General features: G+C 73.2%; 16 protein-coding genes. 11 read left to right on the forward strand and 5 right to left on the reverse strand.

The genetic code is table 11. From position 1 onward, the window contains the following. Positions 1–30: 30 nt before the first annotated feature. Positions 31–1,347, forward strand: a complete 1,317-nt coding sequence (locus ACZ592_RS01485) for a TerD family protein (RefSeq protein ID WP_471579435.1) — start codon at positions 31–33, stop codon at positions 1,345–1,347. Between the two features lie 4 nt (positions 1,348–1,351). On the opposite strand, the gene ACZ592_RS01490 is transcribed toward ACZ592_RS01485, so the two are convergent. After that, positions 1,352–2,542: a glycosyltransferase gene (locus ACZ592_RS01490; protein ID WP_471579436.1), complete on the reverse strand. Its 1,191-nt coding sequence runs from the start codon at positions 2,540–2,542 to the stop codon at positions 1,352–1,354. A 58-nt stretch (positions 2,543–2,600) separates the two neighbouring features. Between ACZ592_RS01490 and ACZ592_RS01495 the strand changes: the two genes are divergently transcribed. Together ACZ592_RS01495 and ACZ592_RS01500 are read left to right on the forward strand one after the other, a co-directional pair. Beyond that, on the forward strand, positions 2,601–3,386 hold the full coding sequence (locus ACZ592_RS01495; protein ID WP_471579437.1) for a glutamate racemase: 786 nt from the start codon (positions 2,601–2,603) through the stop codon (positions 3,384–3,386). Between the two features lie 94 nt (positions 3,387–3,480). Next, complete coding sequence (locus tag ACZ592_RS01500) at positions 3,481–4,026, forward strand: hypothetical protein (RefSeq protein ID WP_471579438.1); 546 nt, start codon at positions 3,481–3,483, stop codon at positions 4,024–4,026. Positions 4,027–4,060: 34 nt separating this feature from the next. Here ACZ592_RS01500 and ACZ592_RS01505 read toward each other — a convergent pair whose 3' ends face one another. Next, entirely contained in the window at positions 4,061–5,089 is a 1,029-nt protein-coding gene (locus ACZ592_RS01505; RefSeq protein ID WP_471579439.1) for an O-antigen ligase family protein, read from the reverse strand. Between the two features lie 276 nt (positions 5,090–5,365). On the opposite strand from ACZ592_RS01505, the gene lnt reads away from it, so the two are divergent. The 6 genes from lnt (at position 5,366) to ACZ592_RS01535 (ending at position 13,109) form a co-directional block, all read left to right on the forward strand. After that, positions 5,366–6,979, forward strand: coding sequence for an apolipoprotein N-acyltransferase (gene lnt, locus ACZ592_RS01510; protein ID WP_471579440.1), 1,614 nt, complete (start codon positions 5,366–5,368; stop codon positions 6,977–6,979). A 74-nt stretch (positions 6,980–7,053) separates the two neighbouring features. Beyond that, positions 7,054–7,533 carry an NUDIX hydrolase gene (locus ACZ592_RS01515; RefSeq protein WP_471579441.1) on the forward strand — a complete coding sequence of 160 codons (480 nt, stop codon included), beginning with the start codon at positions 7,054–7,056 and terminating at the stop codon, positions 7,531–7,533. 113 nt (positions 7,534–7,646) lie between these two features. Beyond that, positions 7,647–8,816, forward strand: a complete 1,170-nt coding sequence (locus tag ACZ592_RS01520; RefSeq protein WP_471579442.1) for a methyltransferase — start codon at positions 7,647–7,649, stop codon at positions 8,814–8,816. A gap of 136 nt (positions 8,817–8,952) precedes the next feature. Then, positions 8,953–9,870 carry a universal stress protein gene (locus ACZ592_RS01525; protein ID WP_471579443.1) on the forward strand — a complete coding sequence of 306 codons (918 nt, stop codon included), beginning with the start codon at positions 8,953–8,955 and terminating at the stop codon, positions 9,868–9,870. A gap of 166 nt (positions 9,871–10,036) precedes the next feature. Then, positions 10,037–12,397, forward strand: a complete 2,361-nt coding sequence (locus ACZ592_RS01530; protein ID WP_471579444.1) for a phosphoketolase family protein — start codon at positions 10,037–10,039, stop codon at positions 12,395–12,397. Between the two features lie 61 nt (positions 12,398–12,458). Beyond that, on the forward strand, positions 12,459–13,109 hold the full coding sequence (locus tag ACZ592_RS01535; RefSeq protein ID WP_471579445.1) for an alpha-ketoglutarate-dependent dioxygenase AlkB family protein: 651 nt from the start codon (positions 12,459–12,461) through the stop codon (positions 13,107–13,109). Positions 13,110–13,148: 39 nt separating this feature from the next. On the opposite strand, the gene ACZ592_RS01540 is transcribed toward ACZ592_RS01535, so the two are convergent. After that, positions 13,149–13,871 (reverse strand): 2OG-Fe(II) oxygenase, encoded by a 723-nt coding sequence (locus ACZ592_RS01540; RefSeq protein ID WP_471579446.1) that lies wholly within the window; start codon positions 13,869–13,871, stop codon positions 13,149–13,151. Next, positions 13,868–14,365 (reverse strand): methylated-DNA--[protein]-cysteine S-methyltransferase, encoded by a 498-nt coding sequence (locus ACZ592_RS01545; protein WP_471579447.1) that lies wholly within the window; start codon positions 14,363–14,365, stop codon positions 13,868–13,870. Before ACZ592_RS01545 ends, ACZ592_RS01540 begins: the two co-directional genes overlap by 4 nt. A gap of 233 nt (positions 14,366–14,598) precedes the next feature. Here ACZ592_RS01545 and ACZ592_RS01550 point away from each other — a divergent pair, with 233 nt between their 5' ends. Together ACZ592_RS01550 and ACZ592_RS01555 are read left to right on the forward strand one after the other, a co-directional pair. After that, positions 14,599–16,620, forward strand: a complete 2,022-nt coding sequence (locus ACZ592_RS01550) for an oxidoreductase (RefSeq protein WP_471579448.1) — start codon at positions 14,599–14,601, stop codon at positions 16,618–16,620. Between the two features lie 40 nt (positions 16,621–16,660). After that, positions 16,661–17,194: a PadR family transcriptional regulator gene (locus ACZ592_RS01555; RefSeq protein WP_471579449.1), complete on the forward strand. Its 534-nt coding sequence runs from the start codon at positions 16,661–16,663 to the stop codon at positions 17,192–17,194. Between the two features lie 31 nt (positions 17,195–17,225). Here ACZ592_RS01555 and ACZ592_RS01560 read toward each other — a convergent pair whose 3' ends face one another. Continuing rightward, positions 17,226–17,834, reverse strand: coding sequence for a hypothetical protein (locus tag ACZ592_RS01560; RefSeq protein ID WP_471579450.1), 609 nt, complete (start codon positions 17,832–17,834; stop codon positions 17,226–17,228). Positions 17,835–17,845 lie beyond the last annotated feature (11 nt).

A 17,845-nucleotide genomic window follows, 5' to 3' on the forward strand; every position in this document is an offset into this window, starting at 1 on the left:
CGGCGACCCTGCCGGACGCGGCGACTTGTGATGGGGGCGGACATGACCATGCCTAAAGGATCGAATGTTCCTGTGCCGGCACCCGCGGTACGGATCGAATTGGGGTGGGCCCCCGGAGCCGGAGTGCCCGACGCCGATGCGTCCGCGCTGTTGTTGTCCCCCTCCGGAAAGGTCCGCTCGGACGCGGACTTCGTCTTCTACAACCAGGCGGCACACGCTTCGGGGGCGGTGCGGTACGAGGGCAAGCAGCGTTCCGACGCCGGTGTGAGGGACGTACTGGCGGTCGACCTCGCGCGCGTGGAGCCCGAGATCGAGACCGTGGTGCTCGCGGCCTCGGCCGACGGCGGTACGTTCGGACAGGTCCCCGGCCTGTACATCCGCGTCCTCGACGCGTCGAACGGCGCCGAACTCGCGCGCTACGACAGCACGGACGCGACCGTGGAGACCGCCTTCGTCCTCGGCGAGCTCTACCGGCGCCAGGGCGCGTGGAAGTTCCGCGCGGTCGGCCAGGGGTACGGCAGCGGTCTCGAAGGGCTCGCCACGGACTACGGCATCACGGTGGACGAGCCGCAACAGGCGCCAGCCCAGACACCTCCGCCCGCTCCCGCCCCGCCTGCCGCCGTCGCCGCGCCGCCCGCCCCCGCCGCTCCCGCCCCGGTCGCCCAGGCACCGACGCCCCCGCCGCCCGCCGCCCCGGCCCCCGCTCCCGTACGCCTGACCAAGGTGACGCTGACGAAGGACGCCCCCTCCGTCTCCCTCACGAAGCAGGGCGGCACCTCGGGCAGCATGCGCGTGAACCTCAACTGGGAGGTGCGCAAGCAGTTCAAGGGCTGGGGTGCCAAGCTCGGCAGGGCCGTCGCCATGCACGCCGACCTCGACCTCGACCTCTGCGCCCTCTACGAACTGGCCGACGGCCGCAAGGGGGTCGTCCAGGCGCTCGGCAACGCCTTCGGAGCGATGCACCAGCCCCCGTACATGCTGCTCGACGGCGACGACCGCACCGGCGCCCTCGCCACCGGCGAGAACCTCACCATCAACCTCGACCACATCAAGGACTTCCGGCGCATCGTCATCTTCGTGACGATCTACGAAGGCGCGCGCAGCTTCGCCGACCTCAACGCCACGGTCACCCTCCAGCCGCAGCACGGCGCCCCGGTCGACTTCTCGCTCGACGAGTGCACGGTGCCCTCCACGGTGTGCGCGCTGGCGCTGCTCACCAACAACGGCGGCGACCTCGTCGTCCAGCGGGAGGCCCGCTACCTGGTGCCGGAGCGCGGCGTGAGCCCGCAGCGCACCATCGACCACGCCTACGGGTGGGGCATGAACTGGACGCCCGGCCGGAAGTGACCGCTCAGGGCCGCTCGGGCGAGGGCTCCGGAGCGGTGCTGTCGGGACGGTCGTACGTACGCCCCTTCCACGCCGCACCACGTCCCCTGTAGTGCTGCACCGCGGAGTCCACCGTCATCAGGAGGTACAGGAACGCGGTGCCGGGCAGCAGCGGGGCGAGCCACAGAGGCTGACGGTAGTAGCGGAGCATCGGCAGGTAGGTCGCCGCCATCACCAGCCAGGCGAGCCCACCGGCCGCTGCCGCCACCGCGTCCCCCGTGGCGAGGCCTGAGAACAGCGCCACCGGCGGGGCGAGATACACCAGGGCTAGGCCGGCGACCGTCCCGACGAGCAGCAGGGGCTGGTGGCGCAGTTGCGCGTACGCGCTGCGCGACACCATCCGCCACAGATCGCCCAGGCGCGGGTACGGGCGCACGCTGTCGACGCGCTCGGCCAGACCGAGCCAGATGTGACCCCCGGAGTTCTTCACCGCCCGCGCCAGCGCCACGTCGTCGATCACCGCCTGCCGGATGGCGTCGGGGATGCGGGCACGCTCGGCCGCCCCCGTGCGCAGCAGCACACAGCCGCCCGCCGCGGCGGCCGTCCGCGCGCCCTTCCTCGCGATCCGGCGGAAGGGATACAACTGCGCGAAGAAGTAGACGAAGGCCGGGACCACCAGGCGCTCCCACACGCTCTCCACCCGCAGCCGGGCCATCAGCGAGACCAGGTCGAAGCCCCCGTGGTCCGCCGCCGCCACCAACCGGCGCAGGCTGTCCGGCTCGTGGGCGATGTCCGCGTCGGTGAGCAGGAGATAGTCGGGCTCACGCACGCGTGCCAGGCCGATGCCGTGACGCACCGCCCAGAGCTTGCCCGTCCACCCCGCGGGCGGCTCGCCGGGGGAGCCGACGGTCAGCGCGAGCCCGCCGTGCCGCTCGGCCAGCGCGCGTGCGAGGTCGCCCGTGCCGTCCGAACTGCCGTCGTCGACAAGGAAGATCTCGGCCCGGCCCGGATAGTCCTGCGCGAGGAGCGAGGGCAGGCTCTCGGGCAGCACGGCCGCCTCGTCGCGCGCGGGGACGACGACAGCGACCGACGGCCAGGCCGAGGGGTCCCGGCGCGGTGGCAGACGGACGTCCGTACGCCAGAAGAAGCCCTGCCCCAACAGCAGCCACAGCCACGCGGCAAGCGATCCGGCGGCGGTCCACGCAACGGCGCTCATCCGCCGAAGTCTGCCCCACCGGAGGGTGCCTGTGGGGCCCATCGACTATGGTGACCGGGTGAAGATCGCGCTCATGGACTCCGGTATCGGACTGCTCGCCGCGGCGGCCGCGGTACGTCGCCTGCGACCCGACGCCGATCTCGTCCTGTCCTCCGACCCGGACGGGATGCCCTGGGGGCCGCGTACGCCGCAGGACCTCACCGAGCGCGCCGTCGCCGTCGCGGAGGCCGCCGCCGCACACCGCCCCGACGCGCTGATCGTCGCCTGCAACACTGCCTCCGTGCACGCGCTGCCCGCCCTGCGGGCCCGCCTGGAGCCCGGCATCCCGGTCATCGGGACCGTTCCGGCGATCAAGCCCGCCGCCGCGGGCGGCGGTCCCGTGGCCATCTGGGCCACCCCCGCCACCACCGGCAGCCCGTACCAGCGCGGGCTCATCGAGGACTTCGCGAGCGGTGTCGCCGTCACCGAGGTGCCCTGCCCCGGCCTCGCCGACGCCGTGCAGTACGCGGACGAGCAGGCCATCGACGAGACGATCGCCGCCGCCGCGGCCCTCACTCCGCGCGATGTAAGGGCCGTCGTCCTGGGCTGCACCCATTACGAGCTGGTCGCCGAGCGTATTCGTGCCGCCATCCAGCAGCCCGGTCTGCCGCCCCTGATCCTGCACGGTTCGGCCGGTGCCGTGGCCGCCCAGGCGCTCCGCAGGTCGGGCGCGCACCCCGGCGCCGCCTCCGCGGCCACGCCCGGCCTGACCGTTCTGCTCAGCGGCCGCGAGGAGCAGCTGCCCCGGACGGCGCTCACCTACGCGGAGGGGCGCATGCTCGCGGCGGTCAGCCCGGCGCTCTGAGCCACGGCCCCCGGCGGCCGGATCGTTACCCGAGTGGGTGGTCACTCTCCGCGACGCGGTGCCTTCGTGGAGGAATCTGAGTAGTCTCGAAGGCATGAGGGAAGCCCACGACGAGCGGGCCGCATCCGACGGACCGCCCGAAGTCTGGACCGGACGTGCGACCAACCGCGTGCAGTGGCTGCTGGCGTGTGCCGGCGCCGCCTGCATGGCGCTCGGCATCGAGCTCGCTGTCGACTCCATGTGGACCTCGGGCATCGCGCCCCTGGTCATGTCCGTGGTCGGGTGCATCGCCGTCGGGCTCCTGATGCTCTTCGGCACGCTCGCCTTCGTCCACGTGGCCGTGAAGGTCGACGACGACTGCCTGGAGGTGCGCTGCGGCCATCTGGGGCTGCCGCGCCGCAACATCCCGCTCTCCCACGTCGTCGGCGCCGACTTCGCGCCCGCCGTCACGCCCCGGCACTGGGGCGGCTGGGGCTATCGCTGGCGTCCCGAGAAGGGCACCGCCGTCGTGGTCCGGCGCGGTGAGGGCCTGGTGCTGAGCCTGGGCGACGGCCACAAGTTCACGGTGACGGTCGACAACGCCGAATCCGCGGTGCGGGCGATCAGGCAGCGCCTGGGCCTGGAGGGGAACCGGGCCTGACCGCACGGTCCCACGGGGCCCTGCCGGCGCTCGGTCACCGCCGCGCGGCGCCTACGGGCGGCTCGTCGGGCAGCGGCCGTGCCGTCGCGATCCCCGCGAGCAGCCCCGCCCCCGTCGTCACCGTCGTCACGCTCAGGGCGTTGCCCACCGCCGCCACGGCCGTCAGCGCCGTCAGGGCCGCGCCCGCCGACAGCACGACCTGTGTGGAGCCGGGCGAGCGCCACAGCGCGTACAGCAGCCAGCAGAACACCGCCGCCAGCAGGACGAGCCCGACGATGCCCTGCTCCGAGGCCTGCTGCAGCGGCGCCGAGTGCGGCTTCCCGTCCGTCAGGAGGTCCTCGGCGGCCACCGGACTCGCCTCGCCGAACCGGCCGGGGCCCACGCCCATGGCCGGCTCACGCTCCGCGATGCCCAGCGCGTCCTGCCACAGCAGCACGCGCTGACGACCCAGCCCGCCCTCCAGGGGAGCGGTCAGGCCCTCCGGCAGCGAGTCGTCGGCCAGCGCCAGCGAGACACCCGTGACCAGCACCGTCGCGCAGGCGAGCCCGGCGATGCCGAGCGCCCTGGCGCGCAGCCGGGCCACCGCGAGCGAGCAGAGCAGCACCACGACGCATCCCGCGCAGCCGGCCGGGGAGCCGAGCGCCGCCGCGGCGCCGGCGATGCCCACGGCGAGCAGCCGCAGCACCAGGCGCGCCGCGGGGCTCCCGGCCGCCCACGCCGCGCAGCAGGCCGCACCGGCCGACAGGATCAGCAGGGCGGCCGTGGCACCGGCATGGCCCAGGGGAGAGGACGGGCTGAGCGTGAGGCGCGGCGCGGCCACGGTGAGGGCGAGCCCGGCCAGCGCGCCCGCGCAGGGCGCGGCGACCGGCAGCAACGCCCCGCAGATCCGCCCGCCCGCGTAACCGGCGGCCACGGCGAGGACCGCGAGCAGCACGCCCTCGGGGCTTCCGCCGTGCACCCCCGCGGTGATCAGCGCCCAGGCCGCGCACGCGCCGAGAAGCGCCGCACCCGTCGCGTCGGACGCGCTCCGCCGTTCGTGCGCCGCTGCCGGACCGGCCGGCACGGCCGTCCCCGTTGACCCCACCCCGTCGCCCCCCGGTGTATGACGGGTCCCCACCGGCGCGCACCGGTCCACGGTGGCGTGGAGCGGCCGGGCCTGAGGGACGTGGCCACACGTTAACGGCTGTTGCCCCGTTGTGGGGTCAGTTGTGCAGGAACGATCCGCCGCACGCCCCCGGAGCCCGCGCCGCCACCCCGCCGAGGACGCCCGCAGACCGACCTCTCCTGCGCCCGGGCACCGAGCTGTCAACCCCCACGTGAGGCGCCGTACACTCCCCGGGTGACCGCCACCACCACTCCCGTAGACGAGCCGGACCAGCTCGATCCGCAGTCCCCGCAGGCCTCCCGTGCCGTGCGCGTGCTGCGCCGGCTCGTGCCCGCCGCCGTGGCGGCCCTCTCCGGAGTGCTGCTCTACGTCAGCTTCCCGCCCCGCACCCTGTGGTGGCTGGCGCTCCCGGCCTTCGGGCTGCTCGGCTGGTGCCTGCACGGCCGCACCTGGAAGGCGGGCCTCGGCCTCGGCTACCTCTTCGGCCTCGGCTTCCTGCTGCCGCTCCTCGTGTGGACCGGCGTCGAGGTGGGGCCCGGACCGTGGCTGGCGCTCGCCGCCGTCGAGGCGGTCTTCGTCGCGCTGGTGGGCGCGGGCATCGCGGCGGTCTCACGGCTGCCCGGCCAGCCGCTCTGGGCGGCCGCCCTGTGGATCGCGGGAGAGGCGGCACGCGCGCGCGTGCCCTTCAACGGATTCCCCTGGGGGAAGATCGCCTTCGGCCAGGCGGACGGCGTCTTCCTGCCGCTCGCCGCGCTCGGCGGCACCCCCGTGCTCGGGTTCGCTGTCGTTCTGTGCGGCTTCGGGCTCCACGAGATCGTGCGCCAGGTCCTGGCCGCGCGCGGCACCGGCGCCGTGCGCCGCGGCGCGGTGGCCGCCGCGGTGCTCAGCGTGCTCGTCCCCGTCGCCGGCGCCTTCGCGGCGCGCCCGCTGGTCAGCGACGAGGCACAGGACGGCACCGCGACCGTCGCCGCGATCCAGGGCAACGTCCCGCGCGCGGGGCTCGGCTTCAACGCCCAGCGCCGCGCCGTCCTCGACCACCACGTGCGCGAGACCGAACGCCTCGCCGCCGAGGTGAGGGCCGGCAAGGTCGGACAACCCGACCTCGTGCTGTGGCCGGAGAACTCCTCCGACATCGACCCGTTCACCAACCCCGACGCGCGCCTGGCGATCGAGGACGCGGTCAAGGCCATCGGGGTGCCGGTCTCCGTCGGCGGTGTCGTCGAGAACAAGGACGGCAAGCTCTACAACGAGCAGATCCTCTGGGATCCCGAGAAGGGCCCCACGGACACCTACGACAAGCGCCAGATCCAGCCCTTCGGGGAGTACATCCCGCTGCGCTCCCTCATCAGCACGTTCAGCAGCGATGTCGACATGGTGCGCCAGGACTTCAGCCGCGGCACCGCGCCCGGTGTGTTCGACATGGCCGGCACGAAGGTGGGCATCGCGACCTGCTACGAAGCCGCCTTCGACTGGGCGGTGCGCGACACCGTCACCCATGGTGCCCAGATCATCTCGGTGCCCAGCAACAACGCGACCTTCGACCGCAGCGAGATGACCTACCAGCAGCTCGCGATGTCCCGGATCCGCGCCGTCGAGCACAGCCGCACCGTCACGGTCCCGGTGACCAGCGGCGTCAGCGCGGTGATCATGCCCGACGGCCGGATCAAGGCGAAGACGACCTGGTACACCGCCGACTCGCTCGTCGAAGAGGTGCCGCTGCGCTCCTCGGAGACCCCCGCGACCCGGTTCGGCGTGCTGCCCGAAGGCATCCTGGTGCTGCTCGCCGCGGGCGGTCTCGGCTGGGCCGTGACCTCGGCGGCGCGGGCCCGGCGCACCGCCCGGCCGTAGGGCCGGTCACGGGCCGGGGACGGTAACCCCCGGTCCGGCCAAGGGCGGTGGCGCGACGCCGTTAGGGTCGGAGCATGGCTACTCCTGATTTCATTCGCACGATCCGGGCCGACGCGGGGACGCAGCTGCTCTGGCTCCCCGGCGTCACCGCCATCGTCTTCGACGACGAGGGAAAGGTGCTGCTCGGGCGCCGCTCGGACAACGGCAGGTGGTCGGTGATCGGCGGCATCCCCGAGCCGGGTGAGCAGCCCGCCGAGTGCGCGGTGCGCGAGGTGTACGAGGAGACGGCGGTGCACTGCGTGCCCGAGCGCGTGGTCCTGGTGCAGGCCCTCGAACCGGTCACCTACGGGAACGGCGACACCTGCCAGTACATGGACATCACCCTGCGCTGCCGTGCCGTCGGCGGCGAGGCGCGGGTCAACGACGACGAGTCGCTGGAAGTGGCGTGGTTCGACGTGGACGCGCTGCCCGAGCTGCACGAGTTCTCGCGGTTCCGGATCAAGCAGGCGCTGGCGGACGGGCCCACCTGGTTCGAGCCGAGCGTCGAGCGCTGACCGTAGCCGGGGCGCTCGGGTTCCCGGAGGTACCGGGGTGCTTCCTGCGGCCGTCGTGCGGCGCACGGGCTGAGCCCCGGGGTCGGCGGGCTCTCCGTTAGCCTGAGGGCACGATGAACCGTTTGAGCACGTCATGGGGCGCGTACGACCTCACCCGTTTCCCGGAGGACCCCCGCGACCAACTGCGCGCCTGGTCGGCGGCCGACGCCTATCTGCTGCGGCACCTGGCGGGCGAGGAGGACGCGGCGGCCGTCGACCTCTCCGGGACCGTGGCCGTCGTCGGCGACCGGTGGGGCGCCCTGACCACCGCGCTCGCGGGCCACGCGCGCGTGCCGGTCCAGATCACCGACTCCTTCCTCGCCCTGCAGGCGACCCGGGCCAACCTCGCCCGGGCGGGCCACGCGCCGGCCGCGGCACGGCTCCTGACGACCAGGGAAGCCCCGCCCGCGCGCGTCGACGTGCTCCTGGTCCGCGTACCGAAGAGCCTCGCGCTCCTGGAGGACCAGCTGCACCGGCTCGCCCCCGCCGTGCACGAGGGCACCGTCGTCGTCGGCACCGGCATGGTCACCGAGATCCACACGTCGACCCTGGAGCTCTTCGAGCGGATCGTCGGGCCGACCAGGACCTCGCTGGCCCGCCAGAAGGCGCGGCTCATCTTCTGCACCCCCGACCCGGAGCGCACGCCGGGCCCCAGCCCCTGGCCCGGCAGGTACGAGCTGCCCGCGGACTCCGGGGCGGGCGCGGGCCTGACCGCCGTCAACCACGCGGGCATCTTCTGCGCCGACCGGCTCGACATCGGCACCCGCTTCTTCCTCAAGCACCTGCCGCGCGCCCGGGGCGGCGCCCACGTCGTGGACCTGGGCTGCGGCAACGGCGTGCTCGGCACCGCCGCCTCCGTCGCGGACCCCGACGCCACGGTCACCTTCATCGACGAGTCGTTCCAGGCCGTCGCCTCCGCCGAGGCCACCTTCCGTGCCAACGCGGCCGAGGGCGCCGAGGCGCACTTCGTGGCCGGGGACGCCCTGGCCGCCGTGGCGCCGGACACGGTGGACCTCGTCCTGAACAACCCGCCCTTCCACAGCCACCAGGCCACGACCGCCGCGACCTCCCGCCGCATGTTCACCGGCGCCCGCGCCGCGCTGCGCCCCGGCGGCGAGCTGTGGGTCGTCGGCAACCGCCACCTCGGCTACCACGTGACGCTCCGCAAGCTCTTCGGCAACGCGGAAGTCGTCGCGAGCGACCCGAAGTTCGTGCTCCTGCGGACGGTGAAGGGCGGGCGCTGACCCCACCCGCCCCACGGGCCCGGCGCCCTCGCCGGGGCCTGTTCGGCACTCCCGCGGACGTCCGCGCGGTGGCAGCGTCGAAGGACGGCTGCCGGGCCGCGCCGCGACCCGGGCCGGCGGGAGGAGGCGGTCAACCGTGGCACTGTCCCTGATCGTGGGGGTCGACGGCTCGGCGGCGAGTCTGCGGGCGCTGGACTGGGCCGTGGACGATTCCGTGCGGCGCGGGGCGCCGCTGCGGGTCGTGTACGCGTCGAGCTGGGAGTGGTACGAGGGCCACGAGCCGTCGTTCGGCATCGGCGGGGACGCCGTGCGGGACCTGGCGGACGAGATCGTGGGCCGGGCCGTGGCGCACGCCCGCCGCCGCACGGCCGCCGTCGGGATCAGCGGCGCGGTCCTGCCCGAGGACCCCGCCGCCGCGCTGATCCGCGCCAGTGGCGAGGCGTGCGCGGTCGTCGTCGGCAGCCGGGGCAGGGGCCGGTTCGCCGGGCTGCTGCTCGGATCGGTGAGCCTGGCGGTCGCCGCCCGCGCCGAATCGCCGGTCGTCGTCGTACGCGACGACGCGGCGGGGCCCTCCCCGGAGGGCGGACAGGTGACGCCAGGGCAGGTCGCGGCCGAGCAGGTCACGTCGGGGCAGGTCACGGTCGGGGTGGGGGAGCCCGACGACGCGGCGGCCGCCGTGGCCTTCGCGTGCGACACGGCGGAGCGGCGCGGCGCCACCCTGCGGGCCGTGCACGCCTGGCGCTGCCCCGCCCACGAGGCTCCTGCCCGGCCCCGCGCCACCGAACTGTCCGACGACACGCACCGGCTGAGGGCCCAGAACGAGCTCGACCTCGCCCTGCGCGCACCGCTGCGCGCCCACCGCACCCTGACGGTGCGCCGCGAGCTCCCGGAAGGGCCCGCGCGCGCCGCGCTGCTCGACGCCGCCCGCACCTCGGACCTCCTGGTGGTCGGGGCCCGGCGCCGCAAGGGGCAGCTCGGCATGCAGCTCGGCCCGGTCAACCACGCGGTGCTCCACCATGCGGTGTGCCCGGTGGCGGTCGTCCCGCACGGCTGATTCGCTGGATGCGGAGCAGGCCGTTCCACAGGGCCGTCGTGCCGCGCGTCCGTCGTTCCGCACGGCTGTCGTTCCGCACGACTGACGCGCCGCTCCCGTGGAACCCGTGCGGCACTCCGCCGTGCCCCCGATCCCGTCGTACGTCCGAACCTGCGAGGAGAATTCCGTGGCGTCCCTGGCCAAGGACCACCTGGCGGCGCTCGACGCCCACTGGCGTGCCGCCAACTATCTGGCCGCCGGCCAGATCTACCTGATGAGCAACCCGCTGCTGACCGAGCCGCTGCGGCCCGAGCACATCAAGCCGCGCCTGCTCGGCCACTGGGGCACATCGCCCGGCCTCAACTTCGTCCACACCCACCTCAACCGCGTCATCCGGGAACGCGGCCTGGACGCGCTGTGCGTGTGGGGGCCCGGTCACGGCGGCCCCGCCGTGCTCGCCAACTCCTGGCTGGAGGGCAGCTACACGCAGACGTACCCGGACGTGACGCGGGACGCGGAAGGGATGGCGAAGCTGTTTCGTCAGTTCTCGTTCCCCGGCGGTGTGCCGAGCCATGTGGCGCCCGAGACGCCCGGCTCGATCCACGAGGGCGGCGAGCTCGGCTACTCGCTCGCGCACGCCTACGGAGCGGCCCTCGACAACCCGGACCTGCTGGTCGCCTGCGTGATCGGCGACGGCGAGGCCGAGACCGGGCCGCTGGCAGGATCCTGGCACGCCAACAAGTTCCAGGACCCGGCGCACGACGGCGCGGTCCTGCCGGTCCTCCACCTCAACGGCTACAAGATCGCCAACCCGACCGTGCTCGCCCGGCTGCCCGAGGCCGAACTCGACGCACTGCTCAAGGGCTACGGCCACGAGCCCCTCCACGTCGCCGGTGACGAGCCGCGCAAGGTCCACCAGGCGATGGCCAAGGCGATGGACCAGGCACTCGACCGCATCGCGGCGATCCAGCGGGCCGCACGGAACGAGGGCGCACAGGGCCGGGCGCGCTGGCCGGTGATCGTGCTGCGCACCCCCAAGGGCTGGACCGGCCCGGAGAGCGTGGACGGCAAGCCGGTAGAGAACACCTGGCGTGCGCACCAGGTCCCCCTGTCCGAAGTCCGCGAGAACCCCCGGCACCTGCGGCAGCTGGAGCAGTGGCTGCGCTCCTACCGCCCCCGCGAACTCTTCGACGCGGACGGCCGCCCCACCGAGCAGGTCCTGTCCTGCGTCCCCGAGGGCGAGCGCAGGCTCGGCGCCACCCCGCACGCCAACGGCGGCCGGCTCACCCGCCCGCTGCCCCTGGCGCCGCTGGAGAGGTTCGCCGTCCCTGTCGACAAGCCGGGCACGACCCTGCACGAGCCGACCCGGGTCGCCGGGCAGCTGCTCGCGCAAGTCATGGCCGACACCGCCGAGCGCCGCGACTTCCGTGTCGTGGGCCCGGACGAGACCGAGTCCAACCGCCTGGGCGCCCTCTACGAAGCGACCGGCAAGGCCTGGCAGGCCCGCGTCCTCGACACCGACGAGCACCTTGCCCTCGACGGCCGTGTCATGGAGGTCCTCTCCGAACACCTCTGCCAGGGCTGGCTGGAGGGCTACACCCTCACCGGCAGGCACGGCCTGTTCTCCTGCTACGAAGCCTTCGTCCACATCGTCGACTCCATGGTCAACCAGCACATCAAGTGGCTGAAGACCTCCCGCGAACTGCCCTGGCGCGCGCCCGTGCCGTCCCTGAACTACCTGCTCACCTCGCACGTGTGGCGCCAGGACCACAACGGCTTCTCGCACCAGGACCCGGGCTTCGTGGACCACGTCCTCAACAAGAGCCCCCACGTCGTACGCGTCTACCTCCCGCCGGACGCCAACACCCTGCTGTCCGTGACCGAGCACGTCCTGGAGAGCCGCGACTACGTCAACGTCGTCGTCGCCGGGAAGCAGCCCTGCTTCGACTGGCTCAGCCTCGACCAGGCCCGTGCCCACTGCGCGCGCGGGGCCGGTGTCTGGGAGTGGGCCGGAACGGAGGACGGGTCGCACGAGCCCGACGTGGTCCTCGCCTGCGCGGGCGACGTGCCCACGCAGGAAGTCCTCGCCGCGGCGGCGCTGTTGCGCGAGCACCTGCCCGAGCTCGGCGTGCGCGTCGTCAACGTGGTCGACATCGCCCGGCTGCTGCCGCGCGAGGAACACCCGCACGGCATGGCCGAGTTCGCGTACGACGCGCTCTTCACGCGCGACCGGCCGGTGATCTTCGCGTACCACGGCTACCCGTGGCTGATCCACCGCCTCGCCTACCGTCGCACCGGGCACGGCAACCTGCACGTGCGCGGCTACAAGGAGGCGGGCACGACGACCACGCCGTTCGACATGGTCGTCCGCAACGACCTCGACCGGTACCGCCTGGTGATGGACGTCATCGACCGCGTCCCGGGCCTGGCCGTGCGCGCGACGGCCGTGCGCCAGACGATGGCCGACGCCCGCACCCGCCACCACGCCTGGATCCGCGAGCACGGCACGGACCTGCCCGAGGTCGCCGACTGGACGTGGCCCTCCTGACGCCTGCGTTGTCAGACCCGTGTGCGACCGTGTGGGGAGAGGTGACGAACGAAGGGCGCGCATGGCACTCGCCGACGAGTTGTTCCCGAGGACGCCTACGGTCCTCGGTCCGGGGGCGGCGCACCTGCCGGACTGGCTGACTGCACGGGAGCAGCTGGAGCTCGTGGCGGCCTGCCGGACGTGGGCCAGGCCGCCCGCGGGGCTGCGCCTGGTCAGGACGCCCGGCGGCGGCACGATGACGGCGCGGCAGTTCGGCCTGGGCTGGCACTGGTATCCGTACGGGTACGCGCGCACCGCGGTCGACGGCGACGGCGCTCCGGTGAAGCCGATGCCGCCGTGGCTCGCGGAGCTCGGCCGCCGGGCTGCCGAAGAGGCAGGTCACGACGGGTCGGAGGCGTACGACATCGCCCTGGTGAACTTCTACGACGCCGACGCGCGCATGGGCATGCACCGCGACAGCGACGAGAAGTCCGGTGCGCCCGTGGTGTCGCTGAGCCTCGGTGACACGGGTGTCTTCCGCTTCGGCACCCCGCAGTCCCGTACGAAGCCCTACACCGACGTCGAGCTGCGCAGCGGTGACCTGGTGGTCTTCGGCGGCGCCTCGCGTCTCGCGTACCACGGGGTGCCGCGGGTGATACCGGGCACCGCGCCGCCGGAACTCGCTCTGAGCGGGCGGCTGAACATCACGCTGCGCGTGAGCGGTCTCGCGTGAGGCGGTCCCGCCCGAGTGCTCCGGCGTGCGCGTGCCGGTTCACGCCGCGTCGTGGAAGACCAGACCCAGCGACCTGCGCAGTCCCGAGCGCACCGTGCTCACCCCGTGCCGCACCGGACCCGCCGACCAGCCGCGCGCGGAGCGGACCGGGCGGTCGCGGGTGGTGAAGACCAGGCCGTGCCCCTGGCGCAGGACGGTCGAGGTGCCCCGCGACTGCGCCCGAGGCCGCTGCTCGACGAGGAGGAAGTCGCCGCCCGTGTAGTCGACGCCCGGCTCGTCGAGGCCGATGACGACCTGCAGCGGGAAGACCATGTCCCCGAACAGGTCACGGTGCAGGGCGTTCCAGTCGCCCTCCTCGTAGCGGAGCAGGATCTGCGCGGACTTGGCCTGGCCCGCCGCGTGGCAGCGGTCGAGCCACTCCTCCAGGGAGTCCGGCCAGGGGGCGGGACGCCCGAGCCGGTCCGCCCAGTCGCGGGCGACGGCGAGCAGGTGCGGGTAGAGAGCCGACCGCAGTTCCGCGACGGGGCCGGGCAGGTCGTGGGTGAAGTAGCGGTACTGACCGGACCCGAAGCGGTGCCTGGCCATGTCGACCGTGGAGCGGAACAGCGCGCGGTCGTCGTAGAGCCCGGCCACGCGGCGGCACGCGGCCGGGTCGAGCAGGCGCGGCGTGAGCGCGCAGCCGTGCGCGTCGAGCTCGGCGGCGAGCGCCGGCCAGTCCGCCGCGTCGACCGCCGCGCCGGGTGTGTCCGCGGTGGTGGTCACGCCGTCTCCAGGTCGAGGAGGCGCCGCTTGCGCTCCAGGCCACCCGCGTACCCGGTCAGGGAGCCGTCGGCGCCGATCACCCGGTGGCAGGGGCGTACGACGAGCAGCGGGTTGCGCCCGATGGCGGTGCCCAGGGCGCGGACGGCGGCCCGGGAGATGCCGAGCTGCTCGGCGAGCCGCCCGTAGGTGGTCGTGGTGCCGTAGGGGACCGTGTCCAGCGCGTCCCAGACCTTGCGCTGGAACGCGGTGCCCGCCCCGGGCGCGTACTCGATGTCGAAGTGGGTCAGGCTCCCGGAGAAGTAGGAGCGCAGCTGGGCGGTGATGACGTCGAACGCCCCGTCGTCGCGCACCCAGCCGTCCCGGACGACGGCGCCGCCCTTCTGGTCCGGCACGGACAGCGAGGCCAGCGCGGTGCCGCCCTTGGCGGTGGCCGACTCCTCGCCCACCAGCAGCAGCTCGCCCAGCGGGCTGTCGATCGTCGTGTAGACGGTCATCGGACTCTCCTCGGTCGTGCGGTGTGCCTCGCGGACCGTGCCGCGGCCGGTGGTTCTTCCTGCCGGCAGCACCCAGTCTGCGACGCGCGCGCGAGCGGGGCTGGCGGGATTCGGACATCGCGCTGGGTCGCTCCCGGCTCACGTCGGTGACATTCCCTAGTTATGCAACTAGTTGCACAAGGGGTCCCGCTGGTCTACAACTGTCCTGTAGACACCGCGTACGGAGGGGCCGCATGAGCCGTTACCCGAACCTGCTGAACCCGCTCGACCTGGGCTTCACCACCTTGCCCAACCGGGTCCTGATGGGCTCCATGCACGTCGGCCTCGAAGAGGCCCCGAACGGCTTCGAGCGGATGGCGGAGTTCTACGCGACCCGTGCGCGCGGCGGCGTCGGCCTCATCGTCACCGGCGGCATCGCCCCGAACGAGGAGGGGCGCCCCTGGGACGGCGGCGCCAAGCTGACCACCGAGGCCGAGGCGAAGGAGCACGCCCGCATCACCGCGGCCGTGCACGCCGAGGGCGGCAGGATCGCGATGCAGATCCTGCACTTCGGGCGGTACGCCTACCACGACAAGCTGGTCGCGCCGAGCGCGCTCCAGGCGCCCATCAGCCCCTTCGTGCCGCGCGAGCTCGGCGACGACGAGGTCGAGCGGACCATCGAGGACTTCGTGCGCGCCGCCGAGCTCGCCAGACTCGCCGGCTACGACGGCGTCGAGGTCATGGGCTCCGAGGGCTACCTGATCAACGAGTTCATCGCGGCCCCCACCAACCGGCGCACCGACCGCTGGGGCGGTGCCTACGAGAACCGCGTCCGCTTCCCCGTCGAGATCGTCCGCCGCATCCGCGAGCGCGTCGGCACCGACTTCATCATCATCTACCGCCTCTCCATGCTGGACCTCGTCCCCGGCGGCTCCACCCTCGACGAGGTCGTCCACCTCGCCAAGGAGATCGAGGCCGCGGGCGCCACCATCATCAACACCGGTATCGGCTGGCACGAGGCACGCATCCCGACCATCGCCACGTCGGTACCGCGCGGGGCCTACACCTTCGTCACCAAGAAGGTCATGGGCGAGGTCTCCGTCCCCCTCGTCACCACCAACCGCATCAACACCCCCGAGATCGCCGAGCAGTTGCTCGCCGACGGCGCCGCCGACATGGTGTCCCTGGCCCGGCCGCTCCTCGCCGACCCGGACTTCGTCGCCAAGGCGCGGGCCGAGCAGTCCGACGCCATCAACACCTGCATCGGCTGCAACCAGGCCTGCCTCGACCACACCTTCAACCTGCAGATCACCTCCTGCCTGGTGAACCCGCGCGCCTGCCACGAGACCGAGCTCGTGCTCTCGCCCACCCGCACCGCCAAGCGCATCGCCGTCGTCGGCGCGGGACCCGCGGGGCTCGCCTTCGCGGTCTCGGCCGCCGAGCGCGGCCACGACGTCACCCTCTTCGACGCCGCCGCCGAGATCGGCGGCCAGCTCAACGTCGCCCGCAAGGTCCCGGGCAAGGAGGAGTTCGACGAGACGTTGCGCTACTTCCGCACCCAGCTCGACCTGCGCGGTGTGGACGTCAGGCTGAACACCGTCGTCACCGCGGACGAGCTCACCGCCGCCGCGTACGACGAGGTCGTCGTCGCCGCCGGCGTCACGCCCCGCATCCCCGAGATACCCGGCATCGACCATCCCAGCGTCGTCGGCTACCTCGACGTGCTGCGCGACGAGGCGCCGGTGGGGGAGCGGGTGGCGGTCATCGGCGCGGGCGGCATCGGCTTCGACGTCGCCGAGTTCCTCACCGACGGCGGCGAGAAGGCGAGCCTGGACCCGGCGACGTACTTCCGGCAGTGGGGCGTCGACATGGACTACCGCGGGCGCGGCGGCCTGACGGAGCCCGTGCGGCCGACGCCGCCGCGCACCGTCCACCTGCTGCAGCGCAAGACGTCCAAGGTCGGCCAGGGCCTCGGCAAGACCACGGGCTGGATCCACCGCACCGAACTGCGCCACCGCGGTGTCACGATGGTGGCGGGCGCGAGCTACGACCTGATCGACGACGCGGGCCTGCACATCACCGTCGACGGCGTCTCCTCCGTGCTCCCCGTCGACACGGTCGTGCTCTGCTCGGGCCAGGAACCCCGCCGCGACCTGCACGAGGAGCTCGTCGCGGCCGGTGTCGCGGCGCACCTGATCGGGGGCGCGGACGTGGCCGCCGAACTGGACGCCAAGCGCGCCATCAAGCAGGGCACGGAGCTGGCCGCCGCGCTGTGACGCGGACCAGCCCCGGCGCGCCCGTCCCTAGGATTGGCCCATGTCACTCCCGCACGCGATCCTCACCGCCCTCCTCGAGAAGCCGTCGTCGGGCCTGGAACTGACCCGCAGGTTCGACAAGTCGATCGGCTACTTCTGGTCGGCGACGCACCAGCAGATCTACCGGGAGCTGGGCAGGCTGGAGCGCGACGGGGCCATCCGCGCGCTGCCGCGCCAGGAGGCGGCGCGCGGACAGAAGAAGGAGTACGAGGTCCTGCCGGCCGGCCGCGCCGAACTGGCCCGCTGGACGGCCGCGAGTCAGGACCCCAAGCCACTGCGCGACACCCTCCTGCTGCGGCTGCGGGCTGCCGCGGTCGTCGGCACGGCGGGCGTCCAGGAGGATCTGCACCGCCATCTCGACCTGCACCGGCGGCAGTTGGCCGAGTACGAGGAGATCGAGCGGCGGGACTTCCCGCCCGGCAGGGACGCGGTGGAGGACCGCCTGCGCCATGTGGTGCTGCGCGCGGGCATCGACCTGGAGACGTTCTGGACGCAGTGGCTCGCACGGACGATCGAGGAACTGGAGGCGCCGTAGCCGCCACGGCGCCCCCGCACCCGGACGGGCCCTAGCTGATGTTGATGTGCAGGTTGAAGCGGATGTTGACCACGGTGACGAAGAAGTTGCCCTGCTTGGTGCGGCGCTCCAGGGTGTCGCCCGTGGAGCCCTTGCCCTTCTCCTCCTTGTTCTCCACGGGCAGGTAGTCGAAGCCGCGGAACAGCCGCTTGTCGGTCTCGCCCGCGATGGCGCCCACCCGCCGCCAGTGGCCGCACAGGTCGTCGTAGCGGGTCTGGGTGAGTTTCGCGCCGTACGTCATGTTGAGGCCGCCGCCTCCCTCGTACTGGGCGCAGACCTGCTTGAAGAGGGTGACGGCGTGGTCGTCGAAGGAGTCGACGTCCTCGATCTGGCCCAGGATCTCCTCCTTGTCCTCGGCGATCTTCGCCTTCCGTGCCGCTTTCTGCGTCGCGTTCTGGCGCTCCTGCTGGTCTCCGAGGATGGCCTTCTCCGCCGTGTCGAGGCCGGTGTCCTTCTTGCAGGCGATCTCGAGCGTGTTCTGCCAGGTGGCGTCGGAGATCCACTCCCGCGCGAAGTCGATGCGGTCACAGAAGGCGAGGAGCAGGACCTCTGCCTCCTTCTCGCTCTCCGCGTAGACGACGCCCTTGTACTCCTTCGTCATGGCGACTCTCC

It is taken from the genome of Streptomyces sp. NPDC040622, from assembly GCF_055593965.1.